General features: G+C 40.4%; 21 protein-coding genes. 10 read left to right on the top strand and 11 right to left on the bottom strand.

Annotation, left to right across the window (positions count from 1 at the left end; all coding sequences use genetic code 11):
* Positions 1–133 precede the first annotated feature (133 nt).
* A complete protein-coding gene (locus HUS62_RS10695) occupies positions 134–1,279 on the bottom strand; it encodes a serine hydrolase (RefSeq protein WP_175079501.1) in 1,146 nt (381 codons plus the stop codon).
* A gap of 129 nt (positions 1,280–1,408) precedes the next feature.
* Positions 1,409–2,218, bottom strand: coding sequence for a sulfite exporter TauE/SafE family protein (locus tag HUS62_RS10690; protein WP_175079500.1), 810 nt, complete (start codon positions 2,216–2,218; stop codon positions 1,409–1,411).
* A 374-nt stretch (positions 2,219–2,592) separates the two neighbouring features.
* Between HUS62_RS10690 and HUS62_RS10685 the strand changes: the two genes are divergently transcribed.
* The 3 genes from HUS62_RS10685 (at position 2,593) to HUS62_RS10675 (ending at position 5,316) form a co-directional block, all read left to right on the top strand.
* A complete protein-coding gene (locus tag HUS62_RS10685; RefSeq protein ID WP_175079499.1) occupies positions 2,593–3,570 on the top strand; it encodes a DUF1852 domain-containing protein in 978 nt (325 codons plus the stop codon).
* A gap of 11 nt (positions 3,571–3,581) precedes the next feature.
* Positions 3,582–4,619, top strand: coding sequence for a methionine synthase (locus HUS62_RS10680; RefSeq protein WP_175079498.1), 1,038 nt, complete (start codon positions 3,582–3,584; stop codon positions 4,617–4,619).
* Positions 4,620–4,980: 361 nt separating this feature from the next.
* Positions 4,981–5,316, top strand: a complete 336-nt coding sequence (locus HUS62_RS10675) for a hypothetical protein (RefSeq protein WP_175079497.1) — start codon at positions 4,981–4,983, stop codon at positions 5,314–5,316.
* Positions 5,317–5,856: 540 nt separating this feature from the next.
* On the opposite strand, the gene HUS62_RS10670 is transcribed toward HUS62_RS10675, so the two are convergent.
* The gene (locus HUS62_RS10670; RefSeq protein ID WP_258536764.1) at positions 5,857–6,678 is read right to left on the bottom strand and encodes a hypothetical protein; all 822 of its coding nucleotides are present in this window, start codon (positions 6,676–6,678) and stop codon (positions 5,857–5,859) included.
* A 264-nt stretch (positions 6,679–6,942) separates the two neighbouring features.
* On the opposite strand from HUS62_RS10670, the gene HUS62_RS10665 reads away from it, so the two are divergent.
* Positions 6,943–8,760 carry a GGDEF domain-containing protein gene (locus HUS62_RS10665; RefSeq protein WP_175079496.1) on the top strand — a complete coding sequence of 606 codons (1,818 nt, stop codon included), beginning with the start codon at positions 6,943–6,945 and terminating at the stop codon, positions 8,758–8,760.
* Between the two features lie 24 nt (positions 8,761–8,784).
* Here HUS62_RS10665 and HUS62_RS10660 read toward each other — a convergent pair whose 3' ends face one another.
* Together HUS62_RS10660 and HUS62_RS10655 are read right to left on the bottom strand one after the other, a co-directional pair.
* Positions 8,785–9,492, bottom strand: a complete 708-nt coding sequence (locus tag HUS62_RS10660) for a GGDEF domain-containing protein (RefSeq protein WP_175079495.1) — start codon at positions 9,490–9,492, stop codon at positions 8,785–8,787.
* Positions 9,446–9,988, bottom strand: coding sequence for a hypothetical protein (locus tag HUS62_RS10655; RefSeq protein ID WP_175079494.1), 543 nt, complete (start codon positions 9,986–9,988; stop codon positions 9,446–9,448). The genes HUS62_RS10660 and HUS62_RS10655 overlap by 47 nt, the downstream gene beginning before the upstream one ends.
* A 551-nt stretch (positions 9,989–10,539) precedes the next feature.
* Between HUS62_RS10655 and HUS62_RS10650 the strand changes: the two genes are divergently transcribed.
* A complete protein-coding gene (locus tag HUS62_RS10650; RefSeq protein WP_175079493.1) occupies positions 10,540–11,016 on the top strand; it encodes a hypothetical protein in 477 nt (158 codons plus the stop codon).
* Here the strand turns inward: HUS62_RS10650 and HUS62_RS10645 are convergent.
* On the bottom strand, positions 11,013–12,218 hold the full coding sequence (locus HUS62_RS10645) for an anhydro-N-acetylmuramic acid kinase (RefSeq protein ID WP_175079492.1): 1,206 nt from the start codon (positions 12,216–12,218) through the stop codon (positions 11,013–11,015). The two genes, HUS62_RS10650 and HUS62_RS10645, sit on opposite strands and share 4 nt — an antisense overlap.
* Before the next feature lie 259 nt (positions 12,219–12,477).
* Between HUS62_RS10645 and HUS62_RS10640 the strand changes: the two genes are divergently transcribed.
* From HUS62_RS10640 to HUS62_RS10630, 3 genes are all read left to right on the top strand, one after another.
* Positions 12,478–15,213 (top strand): TonB-dependent receptor domain-containing protein, encoded by a 2,736-nt coding sequence (locus HUS62_RS10640; protein ID WP_175079491.1) that lies wholly within the window; start codon positions 12,478–12,480, stop codon positions 15,211–15,213.
* Between the two features lie 136 nt (positions 15,214–15,349).
* Positions 15,350–15,694: a lactoylglutathione lyase gene (locus HUS62_RS10635; protein ID WP_175079490.1), complete on the top strand. Its 345-nt coding sequence runs from the start codon at positions 15,350–15,352 to the stop codon at positions 15,692–15,694.
* Positions 15,695–15,712: 18 nt separating this feature from the next.
* Positions 15,713–15,946 (top strand): helix-hairpin-helix domain-containing protein, encoded by a 234-nt coding sequence (locus HUS62_RS10630; RefSeq protein ID WP_175079489.1) that lies wholly within the window; start codon positions 15,713–15,715, stop codon positions 15,944–15,946.
* On the opposite strand, the gene HUS62_RS10625 is transcribed toward HUS62_RS10630, so the two are convergent.
* Both HUS62_RS10625 and HUS62_RS10620 read right to left on the bottom strand, forming a co-directional pair.
* Positions 15,943–16,785: an SMP-30/gluconolactonase/LRE family protein gene (locus HUS62_RS10625; RefSeq protein ID WP_175079488.1), complete on the bottom strand. Its 843-nt coding sequence runs from the start codon at positions 16,783–16,785 to the stop codon at positions 15,943–15,945. The genes HUS62_RS10630 and HUS62_RS10625 overlap by 4 nt on opposite strands.
* Positions 16,786–16,796: 11 nt before the next feature.
* The gene (locus HUS62_RS10620; RefSeq protein ID WP_175079487.1) at positions 16,797–17,204 is read right to left on the bottom strand and encodes a hypothetical protein; all 408 of its coding nucleotides are present in this window, start codon (positions 17,202–17,204) and stop codon (positions 16,797–16,799) included.
* 189 nt (positions 17,205–17,393) lie between these two features.
* Between HUS62_RS10620 and HUS62_RS10615 the strand changes: the two genes are divergently transcribed.
* The gene (locus tag HUS62_RS10615; RefSeq protein ID WP_175079486.1) at positions 17,394–18,425 is read left to right on the top strand and encodes an NADP-dependent oxidoreductase; all 1,032 of its coding nucleotides are present in this window, start codon (positions 17,394–17,396) and stop codon (positions 18,423–18,425) included.
* 47 nt (positions 18,426–18,472) lie between these two features.
* Positions 18,473–19,090, top strand: coding sequence for a glutathione S-transferase family protein (locus HUS62_RS10610; RefSeq protein ID WP_175079485.1), 618 nt, complete (start codon positions 18,473–18,475; stop codon positions 19,088–19,090).
* 73 nt (positions 19,091–19,163) lie between these two features.
* On the opposite strand, the gene HUS62_RS10605 is transcribed toward HUS62_RS10610, so the two are convergent.
* The 3 genes from HUS62_RS10605 to HUS62_RS10595 all read right to left on the bottom strand — a co-directional run bounded on the left by HUS62_RS10605 (position 19,164) and on the right by HUS62_RS10595 (position 22,127).
* On the bottom strand, positions 19,164–20,066 hold the full coding sequence (locus tag HUS62_RS10605; RefSeq protein ID WP_258536766.1) for a diguanylate cyclase: 903 nt from the start codon (positions 20,064–20,066) through the stop codon (positions 19,164–19,166).
* A gap of 95 nt (positions 20,067–20,161) precedes the next feature.
* Positions 20,162–20,830, bottom strand: coding sequence for a response regulator (locus HUS62_RS10600; protein WP_175079483.1), 669 nt, complete (start codon positions 20,828–20,830; stop codon positions 20,162–20,164).
* A complete protein-coding gene (locus HUS62_RS10595) occupies positions 20,823–22,127 on the bottom strand; it encodes a DUF4118 domain-containing protein (protein ID WP_258536763.1) in 1,305 nt (434 codons plus the stop codon). The genes HUS62_RS10600 and HUS62_RS10595 overlap by 8 nt, the downstream gene beginning before the upstream one ends.
* Between the last annotated feature and the right edge of the window lie 48 nt (positions 22,128–22,175).

Below are 22,175 nucleotides of genomic sequence, written 5' to 3'. Positions count from 1 at the left end.
CATAACAATTTGGTTATATAATATTTTTGCTATATAAAGTGCGCAAGTTATTTTTCTTATTTAATGGCTTAGCTTAAATTGAACTAAAGAAAGAATCTGGCGCATCTGTGCGCCAGCTTAGGTTTTGGCGTGTTTAGAGTGCTGATTTTGCATGTAAAGTTAAATAGTCACTCATTACTTTTTCAAGCTGGGCGTAGTCTTTTTGCTGAGTAACAGCCCCTGCGACCACCACCTGCGTTGTTGGTTCATACATCACCAAAGTGCCCCAAAAGCCACCATGTTGATAAACCAAGGTGCCGTTATATTCTTTTGCAAATACACCTAAACGGTAAGGGCTATCTGCTGGTAAGCCTTTATCCGAGAGCATGAGTTTGAGCGTTTCTGGATGTTTGAAGACCTTACCTGAAAATAAAGCCTGATAAAATTTAGCCATACCGATTGGGCTGGCAACAAGCCCACCACCACCATATAAATCGACAGTTGGGCTCCAATTAAAAGTATCGGTGCCATGCAAGTATTGATGTACGCGTCGAGATTCATCCACAGCAACCGTATCACCCCGTTCCCAGACCACATTTTCAATCTGGTTTTTATCGAAACTTAAATATTGGCGAACCGCTTCAGGTAGCGGTAAATCTGTCACTCTTTCAATAATATGGCCGAGTAACACATAACCGGTATCTGAATATGAAAAACGCTCACCGGGTTTACCAACTGGGTCGCCCCACTCTACACACCCTTTAATTTGCTCGCGCATCGTAATATCTTGCTGCGGGTTTGCCATTATGCCAGCTAAATACTGATCGCTTTGAGCGTGATCATATAATCCTGCCGTATGACTCAGCACTTGCTTTATCGTTATTTTATCAAGGGCATAGCCATCACTTTCAAGAAGCGCAAAAAAGTCGTCAGAAATTAACTTATCGAGCGTTGTATCAAGGTTTAATTTACCTTCTTCATGCAAACGAAGTACCGTTGCCGCAGTGAAGGTTTTGGTCACACTGGCAATTCTAAATAAACTATTTGGGTTAATAACTTGCGGCGCATTTTCTTTACTTTGCTTTGCCGTTGAAAAAGCATGTCCATCATCAACAATTACATGAAGTGCAAAACCTGAAAGGGGTGTTTGTTGATTTGCACTGAGAATTTGGCCCATTAAAGCATGGTGAGTCTCGAGAGGTTTTGTAGGCTCAGCAGTCACTGGCAAAGCCATTAGCGATAGAGCAACAAATAAAGAGCTTAGTGTTTTTTTACTCGCTTGAAAGCACCGACGATCCATAGCATGTTCCTTAAAAAAGAGTCCTTAATTAGCGCCTACAGCTTTCGAAAAAAGGCAGTTAAGCAGCCTAAAAACTGCTTAACTGACATTAACAAACGACTTTCGTGTTGTCGAATTAATACGTTAACACTATTTAGATAGCATATTTACAGCCATAATAACCAACAGCCCCGCAAAGATCTTTTTGATGGTGGAGACAGGTAAATGATGCGTTGCTTTTGCACCTAATGGTGCGGTAAACCACGAAGTACACACAATGCCAAACAAGGCAGGCAAATAAACAAAACCAGCAAAGCCTTCTTTTAATGTAAAGTACTGGCTGCCCGAACTGATGTAACCCACTGAGCCAAATAGCGCAATGACAATACCGCAGGCCGAAGCACAGCCAATGGCTTTTTTCATATCAACCGAGAAAAACGTCAGTAACGGCACAAGTACCGCACCACCGCCAATGCCTATCATGGCAGAAAGCCCCCCTGTGATGCTTGTATAAAGCGTTAAAAGCCCTTTATTAGGTAGCGAGTGTAATATTTGGCTGTCGTTTTTACTGCTGAAAATCATTTTTAATGCAATAAGCACCACACTCACAGCAAACACTATTCGCACCACATTTGCAGGTAATAGCGAAGCCAAAAAACCACTGATAAGTGCGCCTAGTGCAACCCCAGTCATCACCCACGGAGCCAATTGCCAAGGCACATTACCATTTTTATGGTGAGCGATAGCTGATGACGTAGATGTAAAAAGAATTGAGGCAAGCGATGTAGCAATTGCCACCAGCACCACTTGCTCTGCGGGTAACACCTGAAAATGCAGCAAGATCATGCTTAATATAGGCACAATTACTAGGCCTCCACCAATTCCTAATAGCCCAGCTAAAAAGCCCACTCCGCTACCAAGTATGGCGCAAGCAATAATAAGCACGATTAATTCATTCATTGTATTTGTCTGTGTTGTTGGTTTAGGAAGACGAGTATAACAACAATAAAGTACGGGGTTGCTCTCAAAAGTCCTGTTAAGTAGTGAATATTACTCACGTTTTATATGAAATTACTGCAACTCGAACAAACAAATTCAGAAGTCTAGACGTCCAAATTGGCTTTGAAGCATTTTTTCACTATCCCTTCTTAAATGTTTTATTAAAACAGCAAATATTCATGAATCTGCCTCATGTTTTACCTGAAATAAAAACGTTTTTCTTCATGGTGATGGGCACGTATAAATAGATACCAAGCCACCTCAAGGTTAATGACCTAGCGATTTAAGGAAGGTGAGCAGCAATCATTTATCTCAGGACTTTAGGATACATTGCCATGAACAACGATTTCAGATTTACAATTAAAAGTATTTGCCTCGACGAAAATTATCATCCGTCAAATAGCACACGACTTACCACAAACTTTGCAAACCTAGCTCGCGGTGAAAGTCGCCAGCAGAATTTGCGTAATGCATTAAAAATGATTGATAGCCGCTTTAATGCGCTAGCAAACTGGGATAACCCGCAAGGCGACCGCTACTCAGTAGAGCTTGAGATCATCTCAGTTGATCTAGAAATTGCACATAGCACAGAGGCATTCCCGTCAATTGAAGTGCTAAAAACTAATATCATTGATCACCAAACTAATGAACGTATCGATGGTATTGTTGGTAATAACTTTTCATCTTACGTGCGCGATTATGATTTTAGCGTACTGCTGCTTGATCATAATAAAGCGAAAAGCGAATTCAGCATTCCCGAAAACTTTGGTGACTTACACGGTAAACTATTTAAATACTTCATTGACTCAGAGACTTACAAGCAGCACTTTACAAAAACACCGGTTATTTGTTTAAGCGTGTCTGATAACAAAACGTACCATCGTACAGAAAACCAACACCCAATTTTAGGTGCAGAGTACCTACCAAATGAGTCGTCATTAACCGAGCAATACTTTAAAAAAATGGGCTTGCAGGTGCGCTATTTTATGCCACCAAACACAGTTGCTCCGCTGGCGTTTTATTTCTTTGGTGACTTGCTGAACGATTACACCAACTTAGAGTTGATCAGCACGATTAGCACCATGGAAACATTCCAGAAAATCTATCGTCCAGAAATTTATAATGCCAATGCCGTGGCGGGTAGTTGCTATCAACCAAATTTAAGAAACGCCGATCACTCGATCACGCAAATTGTCTACGACCGTGAAGAGCGCAGTCAACTAGCAATTGCACAAGGTAAATTTACTGAGCAACACTTTATTAAGCCTTATCAATCAGTACTTGAAAAATGGTCTGCCAACTACGCAATTTAATGAGAGTAAAAATGAAAAAGTTATTACCTACATCGACAGCAGGCAGTTTACCAAAACCAGCTTGGCTTGCTGAGCCTGAAACCTTATGGTCACCTTGGAAATTGCAAGGTGCAGAACTTATCGACGGCAAACAAGACGCGCTGCGTGTTGCCTTACAAGAGCAACGACAAGCTGGCATTGATATCGTGAGCGATGGCGAGCAAACTCGCCAACACTTTGTAACGACCTTTATAGAACACTTAAATGGCGTTGATTTTGAAAACCGTAAAACAGTGACCATTCGTAATCGCTACGATGCCAGTGTACCAAGTGTATTTGGCCCGGTATCACGCAGCAAACCCGTGTTTGTTGAAGACGCCAAGTTTTTACGTTCGCAGACCAAGCAACCTATAAAATGGGCATTGCCAGGGCCTATGACCATGATCGACACCTTGTATGACGCACACTATCAAAGCCGTGAACAACTAGCGTGGGAATTTGCCAAAATCCTCAATCAAGAAGCGAAAGAGCTCGAAGCTGCGGGTGTTGATATTATTCAATTTGATGAGCCTGCGTTTAATGTGTTCTTCGATGATGTTAATGACTGGGGCATTAAGTGCCTAGAAAGAGCAATCGAAGGCTTAAAATGCGAAACTGCCGTGCACATTTGCTACGGCTATGGCATTAAAGCCAACACAGATTGGAAACAAACATTGGGGAGTGAATGGCGTCAATACGAAGAAGTATTCCCAAAACTTCAAAAATCGAATATCGATATTATTTCACTTGAGTGCCACAACTCTCGCGTACCTATTGAGCTATTAGCACTTATACGCGGCAAAAAAGTGATGGTTGGTGCCATTGATGTAGCAAGCAATGAAATCGAAACCCCTGATGAGGTAGCACAGACATTACGAGAAGCCCTGAAATATGTTGATGCCGACAAGCTTTCCCCATGTACAAACTGCGGTATGGCTCCCCTCCCTCGCCACATAGCAAGCGCCAAGCTCAGTGCGCTAAGTAAAGGCGCAGAGATTGTGAGGGGGGAGGTTTTAGGGGCTAGGATTTAGGCTCTGGGCTCTAGGCTTTAGGAGTAGTTAGCGAGTTACTAGGGTAAAGGGGGAAGTTACGACGATCGAGTTACGAAGTGCAAGAAACGCATCGACCTCTCCCCTTGTCGCCATAAATGACGACCTCGTTTCTCGTAATATTTATCAATGACGCGGCATAAAGCCGCTGCTACAACGTAGGCGAGAAACTTGTTTCAAGCACCCTATTCTCTATCCACTAACTACTACCCCCTAATGCTTTTAAACCAACCCATTCAGAAAGAGTTAATCCAAAAGCTGCAAAATTGAATTGGCTAAAGTAATTATTTTTTGCTACATTTCTTTCGTACCCAAAGGATGGGTGTAATATTGAGGGATTAAAATGAACGAATTTGATATTTTCATCAGAAATATTGTTTTAGATTGTATTCGTGAGCAAGGCACCTGTAGCGACATTTGCGAAGAAGATGAGCAATTAACTTTCTATGTTGAGATTGAAAACCACGACAATGTGATATCGCATAAACAGTTTAAAGTAACCTACCCAATTATTTATTCTATTCAGTCTGCCCTAAAACATGAAATTGATTTACTGAGATATTTAGACTCTGGTGAAATAAGAACGCCTTTTACAACGGATATTGTCGAAGTACTTAAATCTGAGTTACAAGCCTTTATGTTCAGCAACAAACCCCGTGGCGAATACCATATTTGCTAATTCTTGATTTATAGCCTGAAGCAAAACAATCAGGCTATAACTTAACGAAATCACTATTATAAATACGGTAGCGTAAAGTGGTTTTCTTGCTGGGGCAGCAATGAGGATCACTTTCATCATATGTACGTAATTGTATAACAAGCTGTTCGCCAATCTTTTTCGTACTTTCTTCAACGTCGTTAAAAGAAATAGACGACAATTCGCTATAACCATCATCTTGCACCTTAATGAGAGTCAGCTTCTCTAACCAAACATTGCCAGATTGATAAGTCCAAAATATTGAGACTCTTCCATCACTATGCTCATAAAAACGCTTTAATCGGCCAATTTCATCATCAGAGACTAATTCTGGAAAATGATCTTTATATTGCCTTGAATAAACACAATTACTCGTTGCTGTATTTTAAGTTTGCTGGTTTTTCCTGCTAAAGACTGCTAAGTGAAACTTTTAAACACACAACGAGAATGCTTCAATTGGCTATTTTCAAACATCCTCATTGTGTATTCCAATTAATTCATCAGCTTATTGGAAAAGTAATTTTAATTTGTTTGGTAATAAAAGCTTGTTTTAGAGAGTGGTTTGATTATTTCGTACTCAAGGCCAAAAGCATTTCTATCACCACTTTTAGGTATAGTGTATTTGTCTAAAAGGACTACTCCCCAATGATTATCGCTAATGCCACCAAAGATCACATTGACGCTGTCATACTCATCTTTTGTAATAGCTGCAACCTTATACTCAACCATTAAATCTCTGAGTTCTTGTGTATCAGCTGATAGCTCCATCAAGTTTGGCTCTGCATCAGGGCTTAGAATTTTATAATCGGCAGAGGGTACAAACCCAGCATATGTTGATGGTGTATAGCTTATTAATTGGGTGGGAGAATAAAAAGTATTGTTAACACGGTACACGTGCGGCGCAGATTGCTGTACAAGTTTTAAAGTTTGGTTATTTTTAAATACCAAAATCTCAGCTTCCGATACATCTAAAAATGACCGAATTAACTTAAGTCTTTGTTCAGTACACTTTTCTTTTTTACAAATAACTAAATTTGGAAGTTTTGTTCCAACTTGCTCTTTAACATTTAAAAACTGGCTGCCAAGCACACCTAAGTTAAAGTTAGTGAACGCTTGCTTATCTTTGTCATTTTTAAATTTAGTGGCATGAATATCGAATATGCTAAACGGATAAAAAGAGGGTAAGTAGGCAAGCTCTACATCGGTTTGCGGCATCATTTCGTCCATATGCTTTAAAACCGCGAGATACTCTTGCTCTATCTCATCATTAAAATAGTCTGGTCTTTCAGCCAGTGCTGTAACAGAAAATAACAAAGCACTACACAGTAATATTTTGTTTAACATGAAAAAAACATCCTTTTAATTAAAACTATTTAAAGTAACCACACCATTTTAGGTACACAATTCCATTACTTTGTGTTGAGCTGCTTTCAAATCCCAAAAGTAACCAATCATAGCTTAAAGCATTAAATTATTGATATTTTTCAACGCAAAATCTTATAAGCAAAAATTTCATTATGCTAAGCTACCTGCAATTATAAGAAAATATCATTGATTGGTATCAGAGTAGCTTTATGGAGTAATGCTCAAATGATAAGGATATTGTGCTTGTTGCTATTTTTTACAACCAATGTGGCTGCAAAGGATGTTCAGAGTGAAATCAGCCGTGTTCTTCACGGTTATACAACATATTCTGAATCTGTCGAAATTTTAGCTAGATTAGAAAAGCAAATGCCTTATGAAAATGCGCTAGATGATGCGCAAGTAATGGCTTTTAAATGTTGGTTTTCTAATGTATCAACCCCAAACGGGATTAGCGAATATAAACAGTTTCTAGAAACAGCCAAACCAGTCATTCATCAAGCAAACAATTTAAACTTAATACAGGAACTTGCTGTCTGTGAAGCAAATCAAGAGTATACGCAAGGTAACTACCAGAAAGCCCTCGAACACTTAAAACCAATAATTAACACACCGTCATTAGACGAAATAACCTCTTCAAAAAAATTGTCAATCATTGCTCTTGCCCACATAGTACTTAACCGTATTCAGTTAGCTAAAGGCAACTATCAAGAGGCATTCGACTCTGCTAAAACTGCTTATCAGTTATTTGAAAAAGCAGGTAATGATTACGAAAAAGCACTCGCATTAAAAGAAATTGCCGATATTCACATAGCGTTGTACAACTATGAACTTGCAATTGAACAACTGCAGCGAGCCAAATTAGCGTTAACGAAATTCAATGAGCAAGAGCAGTACAAAGTAGCGGATCAACTCGCGTATACCTATGAAGAAAAAGGTGACTTAATAAAGGCAATTGAGCTATACGAGTCGATTAAAAAAGATGTTCGTCGTTTCGAAAGCGATAATGGCTATGCTTACATATTAATTAAACTTACAGAACTCAATATAAGACTTAATAGTTTATCTCAGGCTGAGTCATATCTCACTGAGTTGAGCACGCTCTCTGTTACTGACAGCTGGATTTTGACTCTTTACAACTTCACTAAATCAGAATGGTATTTGGCTACAGCTCAGTTGCAAGCCGCCCTTACATCTTATGAGAAGATAGCCGGGCAACAACAAGCTTGGCCCGCGACCTTAAAGGAGCGTTATTTAAATTTAACCTCACAGCTTGCAGCTGCAACAGGAGATACTTCCTTACAAATAGCATCTCAACAACAATTAATCGCTTTAATTAAAAATAAACAACAAGCTATCGCAAATAATACGCTTATTTCTGCCAGATTAAACTTTAATTATGAACAGCAGAACCTTGAGATTTCTCGTTTAGAGCATGAATCAAAGCTACAACAAAAGCTTTTAGCAGTAGCCGAAGATAAGTCTTTTTGGCAAGGCTTAACTATGATGATAACTTGCTTGTGTTTACTCTTATTCGCCGTTTATACATTCAAACAAGTTCGCCAGAAAAAGTACTTTGAAATACTCGCTTTAAAAGATGAACTAACAGGCATAGCGAATCGAAGAGCTATATTAAATTTAAAACGAAGCGTCATGCTGCAAAACAAACTCAATCAGCAAGTCAGCTCATTAATTTCTATCGATATCGATCATTTTAAAGCGGTCAATGATCAATACGGTCACGATATTGGTGATGAATTAATCATATCTATTACCAACACGATTGTGCAAACCGTCCGTTGTTCTGATCGGGTAGGTCGTGTCGGCGGCGAAGAGTTTTTAATTGTGCTTGAAAATCAATCTTTAGATCATGCAAAAGATATTGCCGAGCGCATCAGACTTTCTGTTGCCGAAAAGGAACATACATCATTGTCTATAAGCGCAACGATAAGCTTAGGTGTTATAGAAATTGCACCAAATGAAACGTCTGAACAGGCAGCCAAAAGGGTAGATTTAAACTTGTATACAGCAAAGAGATCTGGCCGTAATAGTGTGGTGGTTTAAATATAAGCTAACGTAAATAATGACCTAAACTGAGGCACTTTCTAAGTGCCCCATGATAAATTGATTTTTACCTGAACTTTTAGCTTTGTATAGGAGTGTGTCTGCTTTTTCGTATAACAACTCAAAATGATTAGCCTCAACACTACCTTTATCGAGGCCTACACTTATAGTGACTTGCTTTAGATTTTCGTTTAAATCTGAAAAATCGAGTGCGCTTACAGAACAAATTAATCTTTGGGAGATCATCTTTAGTTGGTTACTATCTTGTGAAGGAAAAAATATCACAAACTCCTCCCCCCCATAACGAGCTACAATATCACTATCACGAACTTGCTGTTTTAATGTTTTCGCTACGCGATGTAAAACCTTATCACCAATATTATGCCCAAAGCGGTCATTGATAGATTTAAAGTTATCTATATCTGCGATTAATAAAAAACCTGATTTATTATCAAGTCTATCAACGCTTTGGTGGAAACCATGACGATTGAATAATTGTGTTAAGGGGTCTAACACACTTTGTTCATAATGATGTTGATTGACTCGTTTAGTTTTTACTAATTGCCACAATGTTAGTACTAGTACAACAGCAAAAATAGCAATATTAATAAACAAAATAATATTGAGCCTTGTTTGCTCTATTGCTTGTTTTTGCCAACTTACATCACTTGCAATGCAAAAATGACTAAGCAAGCTTAATATTATTAATAGAATATATTTTGTAGTACGCATTTTTTATTATCATATAAAGCAAAGTTCCAAAACAAAGTATCGAATGAACCAACAAGCCTTGTACACCGATACTTAAAAATGAGCCAACCTGTTGCGGCTCTGTTACATCAACCAAAATACCCCAGCTAACTAACATATAGCCGATCCCAAGAAAAAGCATGATAGCTGAAATTGTGTAACCTGTTAACGGTTGAACAATACGTGAAAATAGCAATAACAAAACAAATGTGAGGATACCTGCAATACTTGTTGCAGGCTCAAACCAAAATGCTGGTGCTTCCAAAAATGAATGATTGGAATTCGCATACCAGTATTCTGGTAAAGCTAGAATCGTAAACAAATTAAGCTCTGTCATTGCATAGAGTAGCTGTGAAAAAGTCATACTTGCGACCTCATCGGTAAATGCAATGAATGTAATGAAACCATCTGCAAGCCAAATACTTAAGCTAGAAATAGCTAATAAGAACAACATTGCGAGGGTTTGGAATGAAAACACGAGGACAAACTCCTTCCTTGAAAAGCGTAGCTAGAGTAGCACTAGTTTTTACATTTACACAATATCCCTATCAATTTCTTGATCTTATTGCATAAAAATAATCCTAATAGCAACCACACAATAATTCATATATTTTTATACTACTAAGTAAGAAACTCGCGTATATGCCGTGTTTTTATTCGTAACTCCTGATACTTTGAGTTAATCTTGTTCAAGGAGCTAAATATCTAGATCATACAAACGTTCCGTAAACTACGAAATCTATATGTATCTACATTACGCATTTCCCCCACGCAATCTCATAGTAGAAAAGTTTATGTCTGAATAACACTATTCAGCCCCAAACAGTTATAACAAGTACACCTCTGAAACTAACCAAATAAGGTATCACATTACAGCTTTGTCAGAAGTCATTTCAGTTTTGGAATGAAACATTCAACTTTCCTCTGTTTTTGATATAAATAATCCGCAATATGACAATAGTCATAATTCTGTCATCTAACTGATCAATAATTGACGCTAATTTAATCACCTAACGTAATGAAGAAGTAATGGACAGTGCCTTGGTGCAACTTTCGTTTGCACTCCCATCTAGTGAAGACCCTTTATGTGCTGCGCTTGCGCATACTATGGAATATGAACAATTGCATTTTGCGGCTAATGAGCAAAAGCATGTTGTATTTTGTTGTGTGCTGCCAGATGATGCCCATGAAGGTGATGTGATCTCTATCAGTGCAACGCGCCCTGATGCTCGTGAATCGGCCTATTTTACTGCGCACACATTAACGCAGCACGATCTAGATCAGCACGTTATTATGCTTACGTTAGAGGATGTTACTCACAGTGGTGAATTTGTTTTGCAATTAATGCTACACGGCATGCATGCAACACTTAAAGACAGCGCCCAGTTTGATGTCAGCATTGCTGCGAGCACATCACCAGAGCTGTTAACTGGCGATCAATCTAAAAGCAATGGCTTACGCCATTACATCAGCAATATTGGCGCAAGCTTTTTAGCTTTTTTTTAATCAGCAAAGCTAATTTTACCCATGGTAATATCGGGGATCCCTTGCTCGGTATTACCAAAGCGTTGTTGCCCGCCCGACAAACATTCGTTCGCTAAAATAGCAAATAACACGGCTTCTTTTGCATCTGGGTTTATACCCAAAGAATCGGTGTTATTTATCACAGAAAGTTCTGGGCAATTAGCCAAAATAGTTTTCATTAATAATGGGTTATGAACCCCACCACCACTGGCGTATACAGCCACATCGGTCAAACCTTCACTGCATTGGTTAATTGCTTTAGCTATCATTACCCCTGAAAACTGCACTAAGGTTGTCATCACATCAAAGTGCGATAAGCTCTGCGTATTCGAGCGTGCTTGCGCCGCTGCTAAATAGTCTAGATTAAACACTTCTGGCCCGGTGGTTTTTGGAAACCCTAAAGCAAAAAATGCATCATCACAAAGCGCAGCTAGTAAAGCTTCATTTACCGTGCCTTTTGCTGCAATAGCGGCATCTTTATCATAATGAAGTGGTGCAAAATAACGCTGCACATAGGCATCCATAATGGTATTGCCAGGGCCAATGTCAGAGCTGAAAACCGCTCGTGCATCTGCTGATTTTGGTAAGTAGGTTAAGTTTGCAATGCCGCCCATATTTAGCAAAATGCGGTTTTCGCTGGTGCTTGTGAAATACAAGTAGTCACCATATACCGCAAGCGGTGCGCCTTCGCCACCCGCTGCAATATGCTTTTGTCTAAAATCAGCTATGGTCGTAATACCTGCAGTCACGGCTAGATGATCGCTATCACCAATTTGCAGTGTTGCATTACCATATTCTGCACGCTTGTGTTGATTTTTAGGGCAGTGATAAATGGTTTGCCCGTGGCTGGCAATCACATCAACAAGTTCTTTTGCTATTCCCCAGCTTGCTAACGTGTTGGCGACCATTTTACCATGTAATTGGCCAATCCAAGGGTTAAGCAAAGTGACTTCTTCAAGGTCACATTCACGTTTGGCGAATACTCGTTTTACACGCGTTTTATAATCATCGTCATAATCAACGGTAGTAAACTTTAATACTTCTACATGAGTGTTCATGCCCTGCCCTGATACTTCACACAGTGCGATATCAAGACCATCTAACGAGGTACCACTCATCAGACCAATAATTAATTTTTTTTCTTTCTTTGCGCTTAAATACAGTTTCTCAATATGTTGATGCATAAATAAATCACTTAAAATCAGCTTATTAGATGTAAATAAGCGGGTTAACGACTTGGAATAGTTTATATTTTAAAATAATAGATTTAAAGAATAATTATTGCAAAGATTTTTAAATTGCTTTAAAACTGTATCGGTGGACTCCCTAAAAGGAGAACACACAAGCATCATAACAAAAAGTATGGCTCATTAAATTAACTAAATGGTCTAGGTCATCCACCAACCTGTGTTGATTTAAATGATAAAACGCAAGGTAATCATCATGAAAGCAAATGCATCAACAGGGCATCGCTCGCTATTGCTGCTATCACCTTTAGCTCTAGCTGTAAGTTCAGTTATTAGTTATGCCCACGCAGAAGAAACTACTGAAGTAAAAAAACCTGAAGTGATCACCGTAACAGGTTCACGTATTCAACGTACAGAGCTGGTCTCAAGTAGTCCAGTGGTGAGCGTTGATGAAGCACAAATTCACCTAGACCGCGCAGTGAACGTTGAAGATATTACCGCAAAACTGCCACAAGCTGCGGCGGGTGCAAACAGCACAGGTGCCACAGTCGGTGACTCATTTGGCTCATCAACCATAGATTTACGCGGCCTTGGCCAAAACCGTACGTTGGTACTTATTGACGGTACTCGCGCAGTACCATTTAGTTTTCGTAACTCGGTTGACGTAAATACTATTCCAGCCGGATTAATAAAACGCGTTGATGTATTAACCGGTGGTGCCGCAGCGGTTTATGGTGCCGATGCAGTAGCCGGTGTTGTTAACTTTGTTTTAGACGATGATTTTACTGGCGCTGAGTTCTCAACCAGTTACGAAAGTGCCGACGGCGGTAACGAAAAGGTTAACTTTGAAGCAATTTTTGGCGGTGACATCGCCGATGGCCGCGGTCATGTAACAGGCTACATAGGTTACACCGAACGAAAAGAGCTATTAGCCGGCGAGCGTGACTATGCGCTTGAAAACTCAACGGCAATGATCAACAGCGGTGGTTATTATACTGACGTTGCATCTGGCAATAGCATTGGTATTGCTGACTCAGGAGCTGTAACAAGTGATCGTCAAACATCTGATTTCACTCCTGATCGTTATTTAACTCAACCAATGGATCGTTTTTCTGCAGGCTTATTATTCGACGTTGATGTCAGCGACAGTGCCATTGCCTATGGCCGCGCAATGTATTCTAAAGTGACCGTAAATGGTGCGGGTGCCAGTGGCCAAACACCGATTTTTGTTAACGAGCAAGTAACCCTAACGCAAGACAATGCATATATTCCTGATGAACTACGCAACCAACTCACGTTTGATAGCGAAGGCGATGCCCTTGTTAATGTTGAACGTAACCTAGGTTTAGGTGTACAACACACCGAAGCGGTACGTGATTCAATGCAATTTCAACTAGGTTTAAAAGGTGATATAACAGACTACCTATACTACGACGTATATGGTCAGTACGGCAAAACTGACGAAGTAGCAACCATTTACAATAACGCATACCGCAACGATAACAGCGGTAATAGTCGCTTTGCTGCCCTTGCAAATTCAGTGGATATTTTTGATCCAAACCATGATTTCAGCGACTTTAGCGATCCGCTGCTTTATACCACTCGCGACCGTACACAAAGTGTGATCTCAGCAACACTATCGGGTGATTCTGGATTCTTATTTGAATTACCAGCCGGTCCTATCGATTTTGCAATTGGTTATGAATACCGTAAAGAAACCGGTAAACAAACCCCAGGTGATGCATTTAGAAACGGTACCAGCTTTGCGTCTATCAGCGCATTTGATATGGATGCAAGCTTTAGCTCTGAAGAGTTCTACGCCGAAATTTTAGTGCCTATCTTAGTTGATAAACCTTTTGCTGAAGAGCTTAGCTTTGAAGGTGCCTACCGTATTTCTGATTACTCAAATACCGAAGCAGAAGACACTTACAAACTAGGTATCAACTGGGCTATAAACAGCGACATTCGTATTCGCGCAAACCGCTTAACCGCGTTTAGAGCACCTAACTTAGGTGAATTTGCCAGCCCAATCACAGCGCTATCGTTATCGTTATTTGACCAAAACAGCGATCAATTTGTACCACGCCTAGCAGGGCGTTATAACGGCGATCCATGTTTACTGGGCACCGGTGATGCAACTCAATGTGCAGCGTTTGGTGCGCCACCTGTTGGCACTGAGTTCGATTCAAGTACCGCAGAGTACACCTATGGTGGTAACCCGAATATTAAACCTGAGCAAGCCGAATCAGATACATTAGGCATTGTTTATACACCTAGCTATTTAGAAGGTTTTGATTTATCACTCGATTACTACAGTATTCGTGTAACAGATGCGGTGAGCCAAATTCAACCTGGTGCAGCACTGCAAAGCTGCTATGTTGATGACCCGAACCCGAATAACCCACTGTGTGGTGCGGTACTTCGCGATCCAAACACTGGCTTTATTAGCACAGCCATCGTTAATGACTTTAACTTAGCCGCTATTGAGCAAGAAGGTATCGACGTTGCAGCAAATTATGTGATTGATGCACCTGAGCAAATGGGTGGTCGTTTTAGATTTTCGTACCAAGGTAACTTTGTTACTAAACAAACCCGTCAGAACAACAGCACTGTACCTGAAGTAGACTGTAAAGGAACTTATGGCAGCGCCTGTTCGGGCGACTTTGCGAGTATCTTGCAAGCTGACTACAAACACCGCGCAAGCATTGATTGGCAGTTAGACAACATGAACTTCCAACTTGGCTGGCGCAGAATCGGTGAAGTAGAGTATGCTGTCGACCGTTCAGAAACAATCTCAGCACAAAATTACTTAGACTTTGCCGCTGCATGGCAAGTTAATGAGGAACTTGCTGTTAACTTTGGTGTCGATAACTTATTAGACCGTGAACCACCAACACCTGAGGTAGGCGCAAATCACTTTAACACCGTGAGTGATTATAGTGTAATTGGCCGCTCAGTCGGTGTTTCACTGAGATATGCTCCAAGCTTTTAATTAATCCTACTGTTTTAGCTACACAGGATTGATCCCCTCAAGCGCACCCTGCCCGGTGCGCTTTTTTATTACCTAAAAATTAGATTTGCTATGTAAAATTAATATGGCAAAGTACCTTCAATAGGGAAGGAAAATTATGCAAGTAGATGACATCCGTGCTTTTGTACCAAGTAAGGACTACCAACAATCTCAAGCTTTCTACAAAGCATTTGGCTTTGAGTTAACCACAGTTTCAGACACACTTTGTCTATGTGAAAGTGGGGAATGCGGTTTTTTCTTACAAGATTTTTATCAACCTCAATTAGCAAACAACCTGATGTTGCAGTTGAGTGTATTAGATATTGATGAAGTGTATTCACAACTACGTAGACTAAATGACTTTAACGTGAAGCACAGCGACATAACTCAGCAACCTTGGGGAAAAGAGTTAAACCTTTGGGGTCCTGCAGGCGAGTTATGGCAAATCATTGAGTTTATTTAATCAACAAGGAACGAACAAATGCCATTTAGCGAGCAAGAGCGCAGCGCTTTATTAGCACTCAAAGGTGTGGGGCCTACGGTGATAAAACGGTTTGAAGAAATTGGTATTGAATCGTTTGAGGAGTTAGCGGGGTTTGATGCAAACACCATTGCTGAGCGAGTAGCGTCGATGTTGCACTCAAGTTGCTGGCAAAATAGTCCACAGGCAAGAGCGGCAATCACCGCCGCGATTGCACGAGCAAAACAAGGCTAAAGCTCAATGACTTCTATTGCACCACGCTTTTGCATGGTGACATACACTTTGTTTTGCGTCTCGTTGAAAGCCAAATTCGTTGGATGCTGGCCTTTTAATTGATAGCTATTTAAGAGCTTGCCCGTAGGCGAGACTTCAAGCACTTTTCCTGCGCCGTAACGAGTAATAAACACATGCCCTTGATTATTAACGCGCATGCCGTCTAAGCCATGATCAGCAAACTTAATCAAAAGCTTTTTATTACTAATGTTTAGGTTCTCATCTAAGTCATATTGCCAAACAACTCGCTGCACACTCTCGTTCACATAAAGCTTAGTGTTGTCGTGATTAACCGCCACCCCATTGGTAGTCCCCATGTTTTTTTCGAGTAAATGGGTGCTGCCATCCGCATTTATACGCCACAGCTGACCCGTTTCGTTTGCCCAGTTAGGGTCACTTGCAAACAGCGCCCCACGTTGAGTGATAGCAATGTCATTGGGCTGATTCATTTTACTATTATGGGCGAACACTTCTGCTTTATTGCTGCCAGCAGGTACTTTTAAAATGTTGTGGTTAACATAATCAGCAATAAACAAATTGCCTTGTGAGTCAAACTGTAAGCCATTACCAACGCTGTCATCGGGTAAGCGCACAAATAACGATGTTTTGCCCATGTTATCAACTCGGCCAATGGTTCCTTGCTGGGCATAGTTCACTGCGTATAAAGCACCGTTATACATGGTTGGCCCTTCAACGCCTTGCGTAAAAACGTTGTCTTTAACAAAGTCTTGGCTATCAACTGCAAAGGTTAACGGTGAGTTTAAAAGTAATGTAATTGCCAGTGGCTTAAGTAGTTTCATAGGTCTTCCTTTTACTCATCTAAACTCGTGTATACCGCTAAAATTGGGTATTCGTTTTCACCAAAAGATAAGGTCAAAGAACGCTTTTCGCCATCATCTAACTTAATACCTTCGTCAAAGCTCTGAGGATGTACACGACGCCCATCGGCAAACAGCGCCATAATATGGTCAGCCTGAAGAATTCGCGATCCCGATGCTTTATTTTCAATCGTCACAACCGCTAAACGGCGACCACTTTCACTGCTCATTAATACACTATGGACAATGCTAAATTGGCTTTGCTTAGGGTAGCGCTTGGCATCATTCTCAAATGAAAAAGCACTGCCAGAGAGCATAACCGGATCCACTGATAATACATCAGTATTGGCTTGCAAAGAGGTTGCAAAAACCGCTACACAAAATAGTAAAATACGCTTCATATCAATCCTTTTTCAATTAGCTCAGTGTTTAAAACAGCATACACCGTTCCTATAATTAGTTCAAAACCGTAAGTGACCTTATAATGAGTCTGTTATTCAGCAATTACAATTTTAGTATTGATTTTTAATGTTATGCCCGCAAAACGTTAAAGGCGTATCTTAATTTACTGCTGGCAAAAGGAGCTTAGTATGTCTGATATTCAGAATCGTCAATATATTCTTGAGACACGTCCAAAAGGCGTAGCGAATGATAAAAATGTTGTATTAAAAACAAACTCAGTACCTGCGCCAAAAGAGGGTGAGGTATTACTTAGAACAATTTATCTATCACTTGATCCCTACATGCGAGGACGAATGAGCGATGCTGAATCATACGCTGATCCTGTAAAGATTGGTGATGTGATGGTAGGCGCAACCGTATGCCAAGTTGAGCAGTCGAACCACCCTGATTATCAAAAGGGCGAATGGGTATTGGCATACACAGGCTGGCAAGAATACGCAATAAGCGACACTGAAGGCTTAATGAAACTGGGGAAAAACCCTGAAAATCCTTCTTATGCACTTGGTATTATGGGTATGCCTGGTTTTACCGCTTACATGGGGCTTTTAGATATTGGTGAGCCAAAACAGGGCGAAACAGTAGTAGTTGCTGCAGCTACAGGGCCTGTCGGTGCAACTGTAGGGCAAATAGCTAAATTAAAAGGCTGTAAGGTCGTTGGCGTAGCTGGCGGTAAAGAAAAATGTCAACATGCTGTTGAAAACCTAGGCTTTGATGCTTGTATTAACCATAAAGCAGATGACTTTACTGAACAGCTAAACTTAGCCTGCGAGAAAGGTATTGATGTTTATTATGAAAATGTGGGTGGCCATGTATTTGATGCCGTGTTCCCCCTGTTGAATACAAAAGCACGGGTGCCACTGTGTGGGCTAGTATCGCAATATAATGCGACCGAATTACCGCCGGGTCCAGATCGCTTATCTATGCTTATGGGTCACATTTTAAAGAAACGCATTAAAGTGCAAGGGTTTATTATTTTTGATGACTACGCCCATCGTTATGAAGAATTCGCAAAAGACATGCAAACATGGTTAAGCGAAGGAAAAATCAAATATAAAGAGCATCTTGAAGCTAATTTCGAAAATACGCTGAACGCCTTTAATGCGATGTTAAATGGTGAGAACTTCGGTAAAACTGTCGTGCAAGTTCAGCAGCCAATTTAAATTTCAAGGCGTAGTCAGCATGGCTACGCCGTTATTAAGGATAACAAATGATTAAATTACACCATTTAAATAAATCACGCTCTAAACGTATTATTTGGTTACTGGAAGAGCTAGATGTAGATTACGACATTATTGCCTACCAACGTAATAAAGAGACATTCTTAGCACCTGATGAGTTAAAACAAATTCACCCGCTGGGCAAAGCTCCTGTTCTTGAAGATAACGGCAAAGTAATTACTGAGTCTGGCGCAATTACCGACTACTTAATTAGTAAGTACGGCAAAGGTAAGTTTATGCCGAGCCTGCAAAGCGACAACTATGTTGATTATCAGCAATGGCTTCATTTTGCCGAAAGCTCAGCAATGGTCCCTTTTTTATTAAAATTATTTATTACAAAAGATGGCTGTAAAACCAACTTTATTGGTGATTATGCTGATCATGAAATTGGCAAGATACTGAGTTATGTTAACCAGCAATTAAAAGGTAAGCAGTACTTAGTGGATGACACATTGACCGGCGCTGACTTTATGATGTCTTTTGTTGTAGAGAAAGCTGATGAGGCAGGCCTGCTAGAACATTTCCCTGAAATTAAACGTTATTTAGAGCAACTGAAAACTCACGAAAGTTATCACACAGCAAACGAGTTAGAAGCGAAATACGACTGACCTGATGTGCAGTGACAGTGTGTATACTGTCACTGTTTCCCTGTTCAATAAAATAAAGCTCCAAAGCTACCAATCAAGCCACACACACTCGATTGCGACCTGACTTTTTAGCCTGATACATGGCTTGGTCGGCTCTTTCGATTGCCGTTTCGATATCATCATTAGCATTTATTAGCGCAACGCCAAATGAGCCTGTTACATTAATATGTTGATCATTGCCTATATCGATTTTTAAAGCAGCAACCCCAGCTCGCAATCGCCCAGAAAATGACTTGGCACCTTCAAGCTCGGTTTGAGGTAAACAGACTAAAAACTCTTCGCCGCCATAACGATAGAGTTGGTCATACTCTCTCAGATGAGATTTAATGCATTTAACTAGCGCGATTAACACCTTATCGCCCGCAGCATGGCCAAACTCGTCGTTCACTTGCTTAAAGTGATCAAGGTCGATCATTATCATTGCACAGCTCAGTGATTTACGTTTACAAAGCTCATGCTCTTTTTGCAGGTTTTCTACTAAGTTTGTGCGGTTTGATGCGCCCGTTAAAGGGTCTCGGGTGTGCAGTAGTTCAGAGAACTCATCAATAAGGGTGTCAAATAACACTCGTAATCTATCTAAATCGGCATGAAACTGATCCAATAGATTGACCGAAATAGCAGACTTAGTTTCTTTCAACGATAACAGAACCTTGGCACCTTGATGCATCTTTTGGTGTGCACAAGCGATTTCTGAAAAATAAGGATGAAGGTTTAGGGTCTGCTCGGGAAGCTTATTAAACCATTGCCCAAAGCGACAAAGGTTATGAGCATTATCGCTTAAGTCTTGTTCATCTGCAGGTATGTCTGCAATTAAGCACCTTAATAAATTTCTATACCATGACTGGTGCCACTCAATGGCCTGCTCGATTTCTGCAATCACGTCTTCAAGCTGTGTATTCGACAGAGAATTAATGCCCTGCTCGGTATTTTGATGCATAGCCAATGAAAAGATTTCCGCTTTGGTATTTTATTTCCTAAAACAGTACCTAAGGCCAGTTACAAAAACAACTTAAAGCGATGTTAAAAGATATTTTATTCTACTAATCGATAACCTACGGCGGGCTCGGTTAAGATATGTTTAGGGCTCGCCGCATTTTGCTCAAGCTTTTGTCTTAACTGACCAATATGTACACGCACGTATTCAGGGCGATTAATATACTGCTCTCCCCACACCTCAGATAAAATAGCGTTATGCGTTAACACCTTGTCTTTTTGCTGAAACAATAACAGCAAAATAGCGTACTCTTTTTTAGTTAGTTTGACTTCTTCAGCGCCTTTACGGACCACGTGCTTATGTGGGTCGATGTGAATATCGCCACATTGAAGAGTTAGGCTTGGTGCTGTTTGTGTGCGCAATAGCACCCGAATACGTGCTAATAATTCGTTTGCGCTGAATGGTTTGGTTAGGTAATCGTTAGCGCCATTATCAAGCGCGGTAACTTTTTCTGTTTCGCCATCGCGTGCAGAAAGTACTAATACAGGGAGCAGACTCCACTGCCTAAACTCCACCAGCCAATCTTGCCCATCCATATCAAGTAAGCCTAAATCAAGCAGCACTAAATCAAACTGCTGCTGGCTTAAAAGTGCAAACGCATCAAGCCCTTTGGCGCACACACTGACTTCATGATCACTGGCTTTTAATAGTGTTTTTAAAAAACTTTGCAGAGGTGGTGAGTCCTCTAAAACCAAAATATTAGCCACGGCTGTTACTCCAAATTAATATAGCTGTTGCCTGCTTTGTCTGCTCATTAAGGGTTAATTCAAAGCGCCCCTGATGACATTTAGCAACCACATCGCAAATAACACTCCCTAGGCCAACGCCTTCATCTTGACTCGTCTCATACTTATTATCAAAAGAATTGGTTAACACAATTTGGTATTCATTGTGCGTTTCAATAAATTGCATGTTCGCCGAACCATCTCCGTAACGAGCTGCGTTTTCGAGCATATTAGCCAAGGCAATTTCTAGTAGGGTTTCATCGCCAAAACAGATGCTTTGTTGCTGAGCCTGAGTGCTTAGTTTAAAGTTTTGCAATTGCTGCTGACGACGAGATTTTGCCTCGCTAATTAAAGTCAAAATGGGTAGTTTTTGCCATTTAATATTCTCAGCTAACTTATTCACTTTACTGAGCTCCATGACTTTATCAAAGTGCTGGTTAAGTATTTTACTTTGCTCATAAATATTAGCGGCTTGCTCTTTGATAACCTCAGAGCTTAGTTGAATATCATCATCAGCCAACATGCTTGATGCGCCCATAATGGTCGCTAATGGCGTACGTAAGTCATGGGATAAACTGCGCAATAAAGTGTTTTTTGACCTCTCTAGCTCCGCCTGTACTTTTATCGCCGCTGATTGCTCGCGTAGTAAGGTTTTTTCTTGAACCTGATACAACAAAGAGCACGCTGTATTCGCCAAAGCCTGTTGCTCGGCATTAAGTGCTTTGGCAAACGCGATGCCGCCAAATTCAGCTTGTTGTTCATTTAAATAAATAAACTGCTTTGACGCTGTTATCTGCCAGTCACAGGCAACCTTTAAATGCGCGGCCATGGTTGTTAAAAACAGCTGCTTTTGCTCCTCAAGGCTATCGAGATCATTAAGCTTTTTTGCTAACTCATACAATAAGCGACTATTACTAGCATGAGCTTGCACATCGCGTACCTTGGTATTGAGCTCCCCGGCAAGGTGACTTATCACTAAACCCACAATCAACATCACCAAAAAGGTGACCACATATTCAATATTTTCGATATGAAAAGTAAAATACGGCACCACATAAAACCAGTCAGTACAGGCAACACTCACTAAGGTGGTAAGTGCAGCAACACGACGATTACTGCGCACCGCAACCCATGTCACCCACAAAAGCTGTAGCATCACAATATCGGTGGTTGTAAACAATTCTCGAAACGGAAATATCGCGAGCACCACGACAAGTGGCATCAACACACTTAAAAATGCGGCTTTTAAATACTGTATTTTGAATAATGACTGCATCATCTTTTCACTTATTGTTTGTCCCTATTAGATTAAAGGGTTTTCAATTTT

The sequence above is a fragment of the Pseudoalteromonas sp. 0303 genome, assembly GCF_013349995.1.
GTDB lineage: Bacteria > Pseudomonadota > Gammaproteobacteria > Enterobacterales > Alteromonadaceae > Pseudoalteromonas.
Note: the sequence above shows the minus strand (reverse complement) of the source record. Positions and strands in the feature narration are given on the sequence as shown.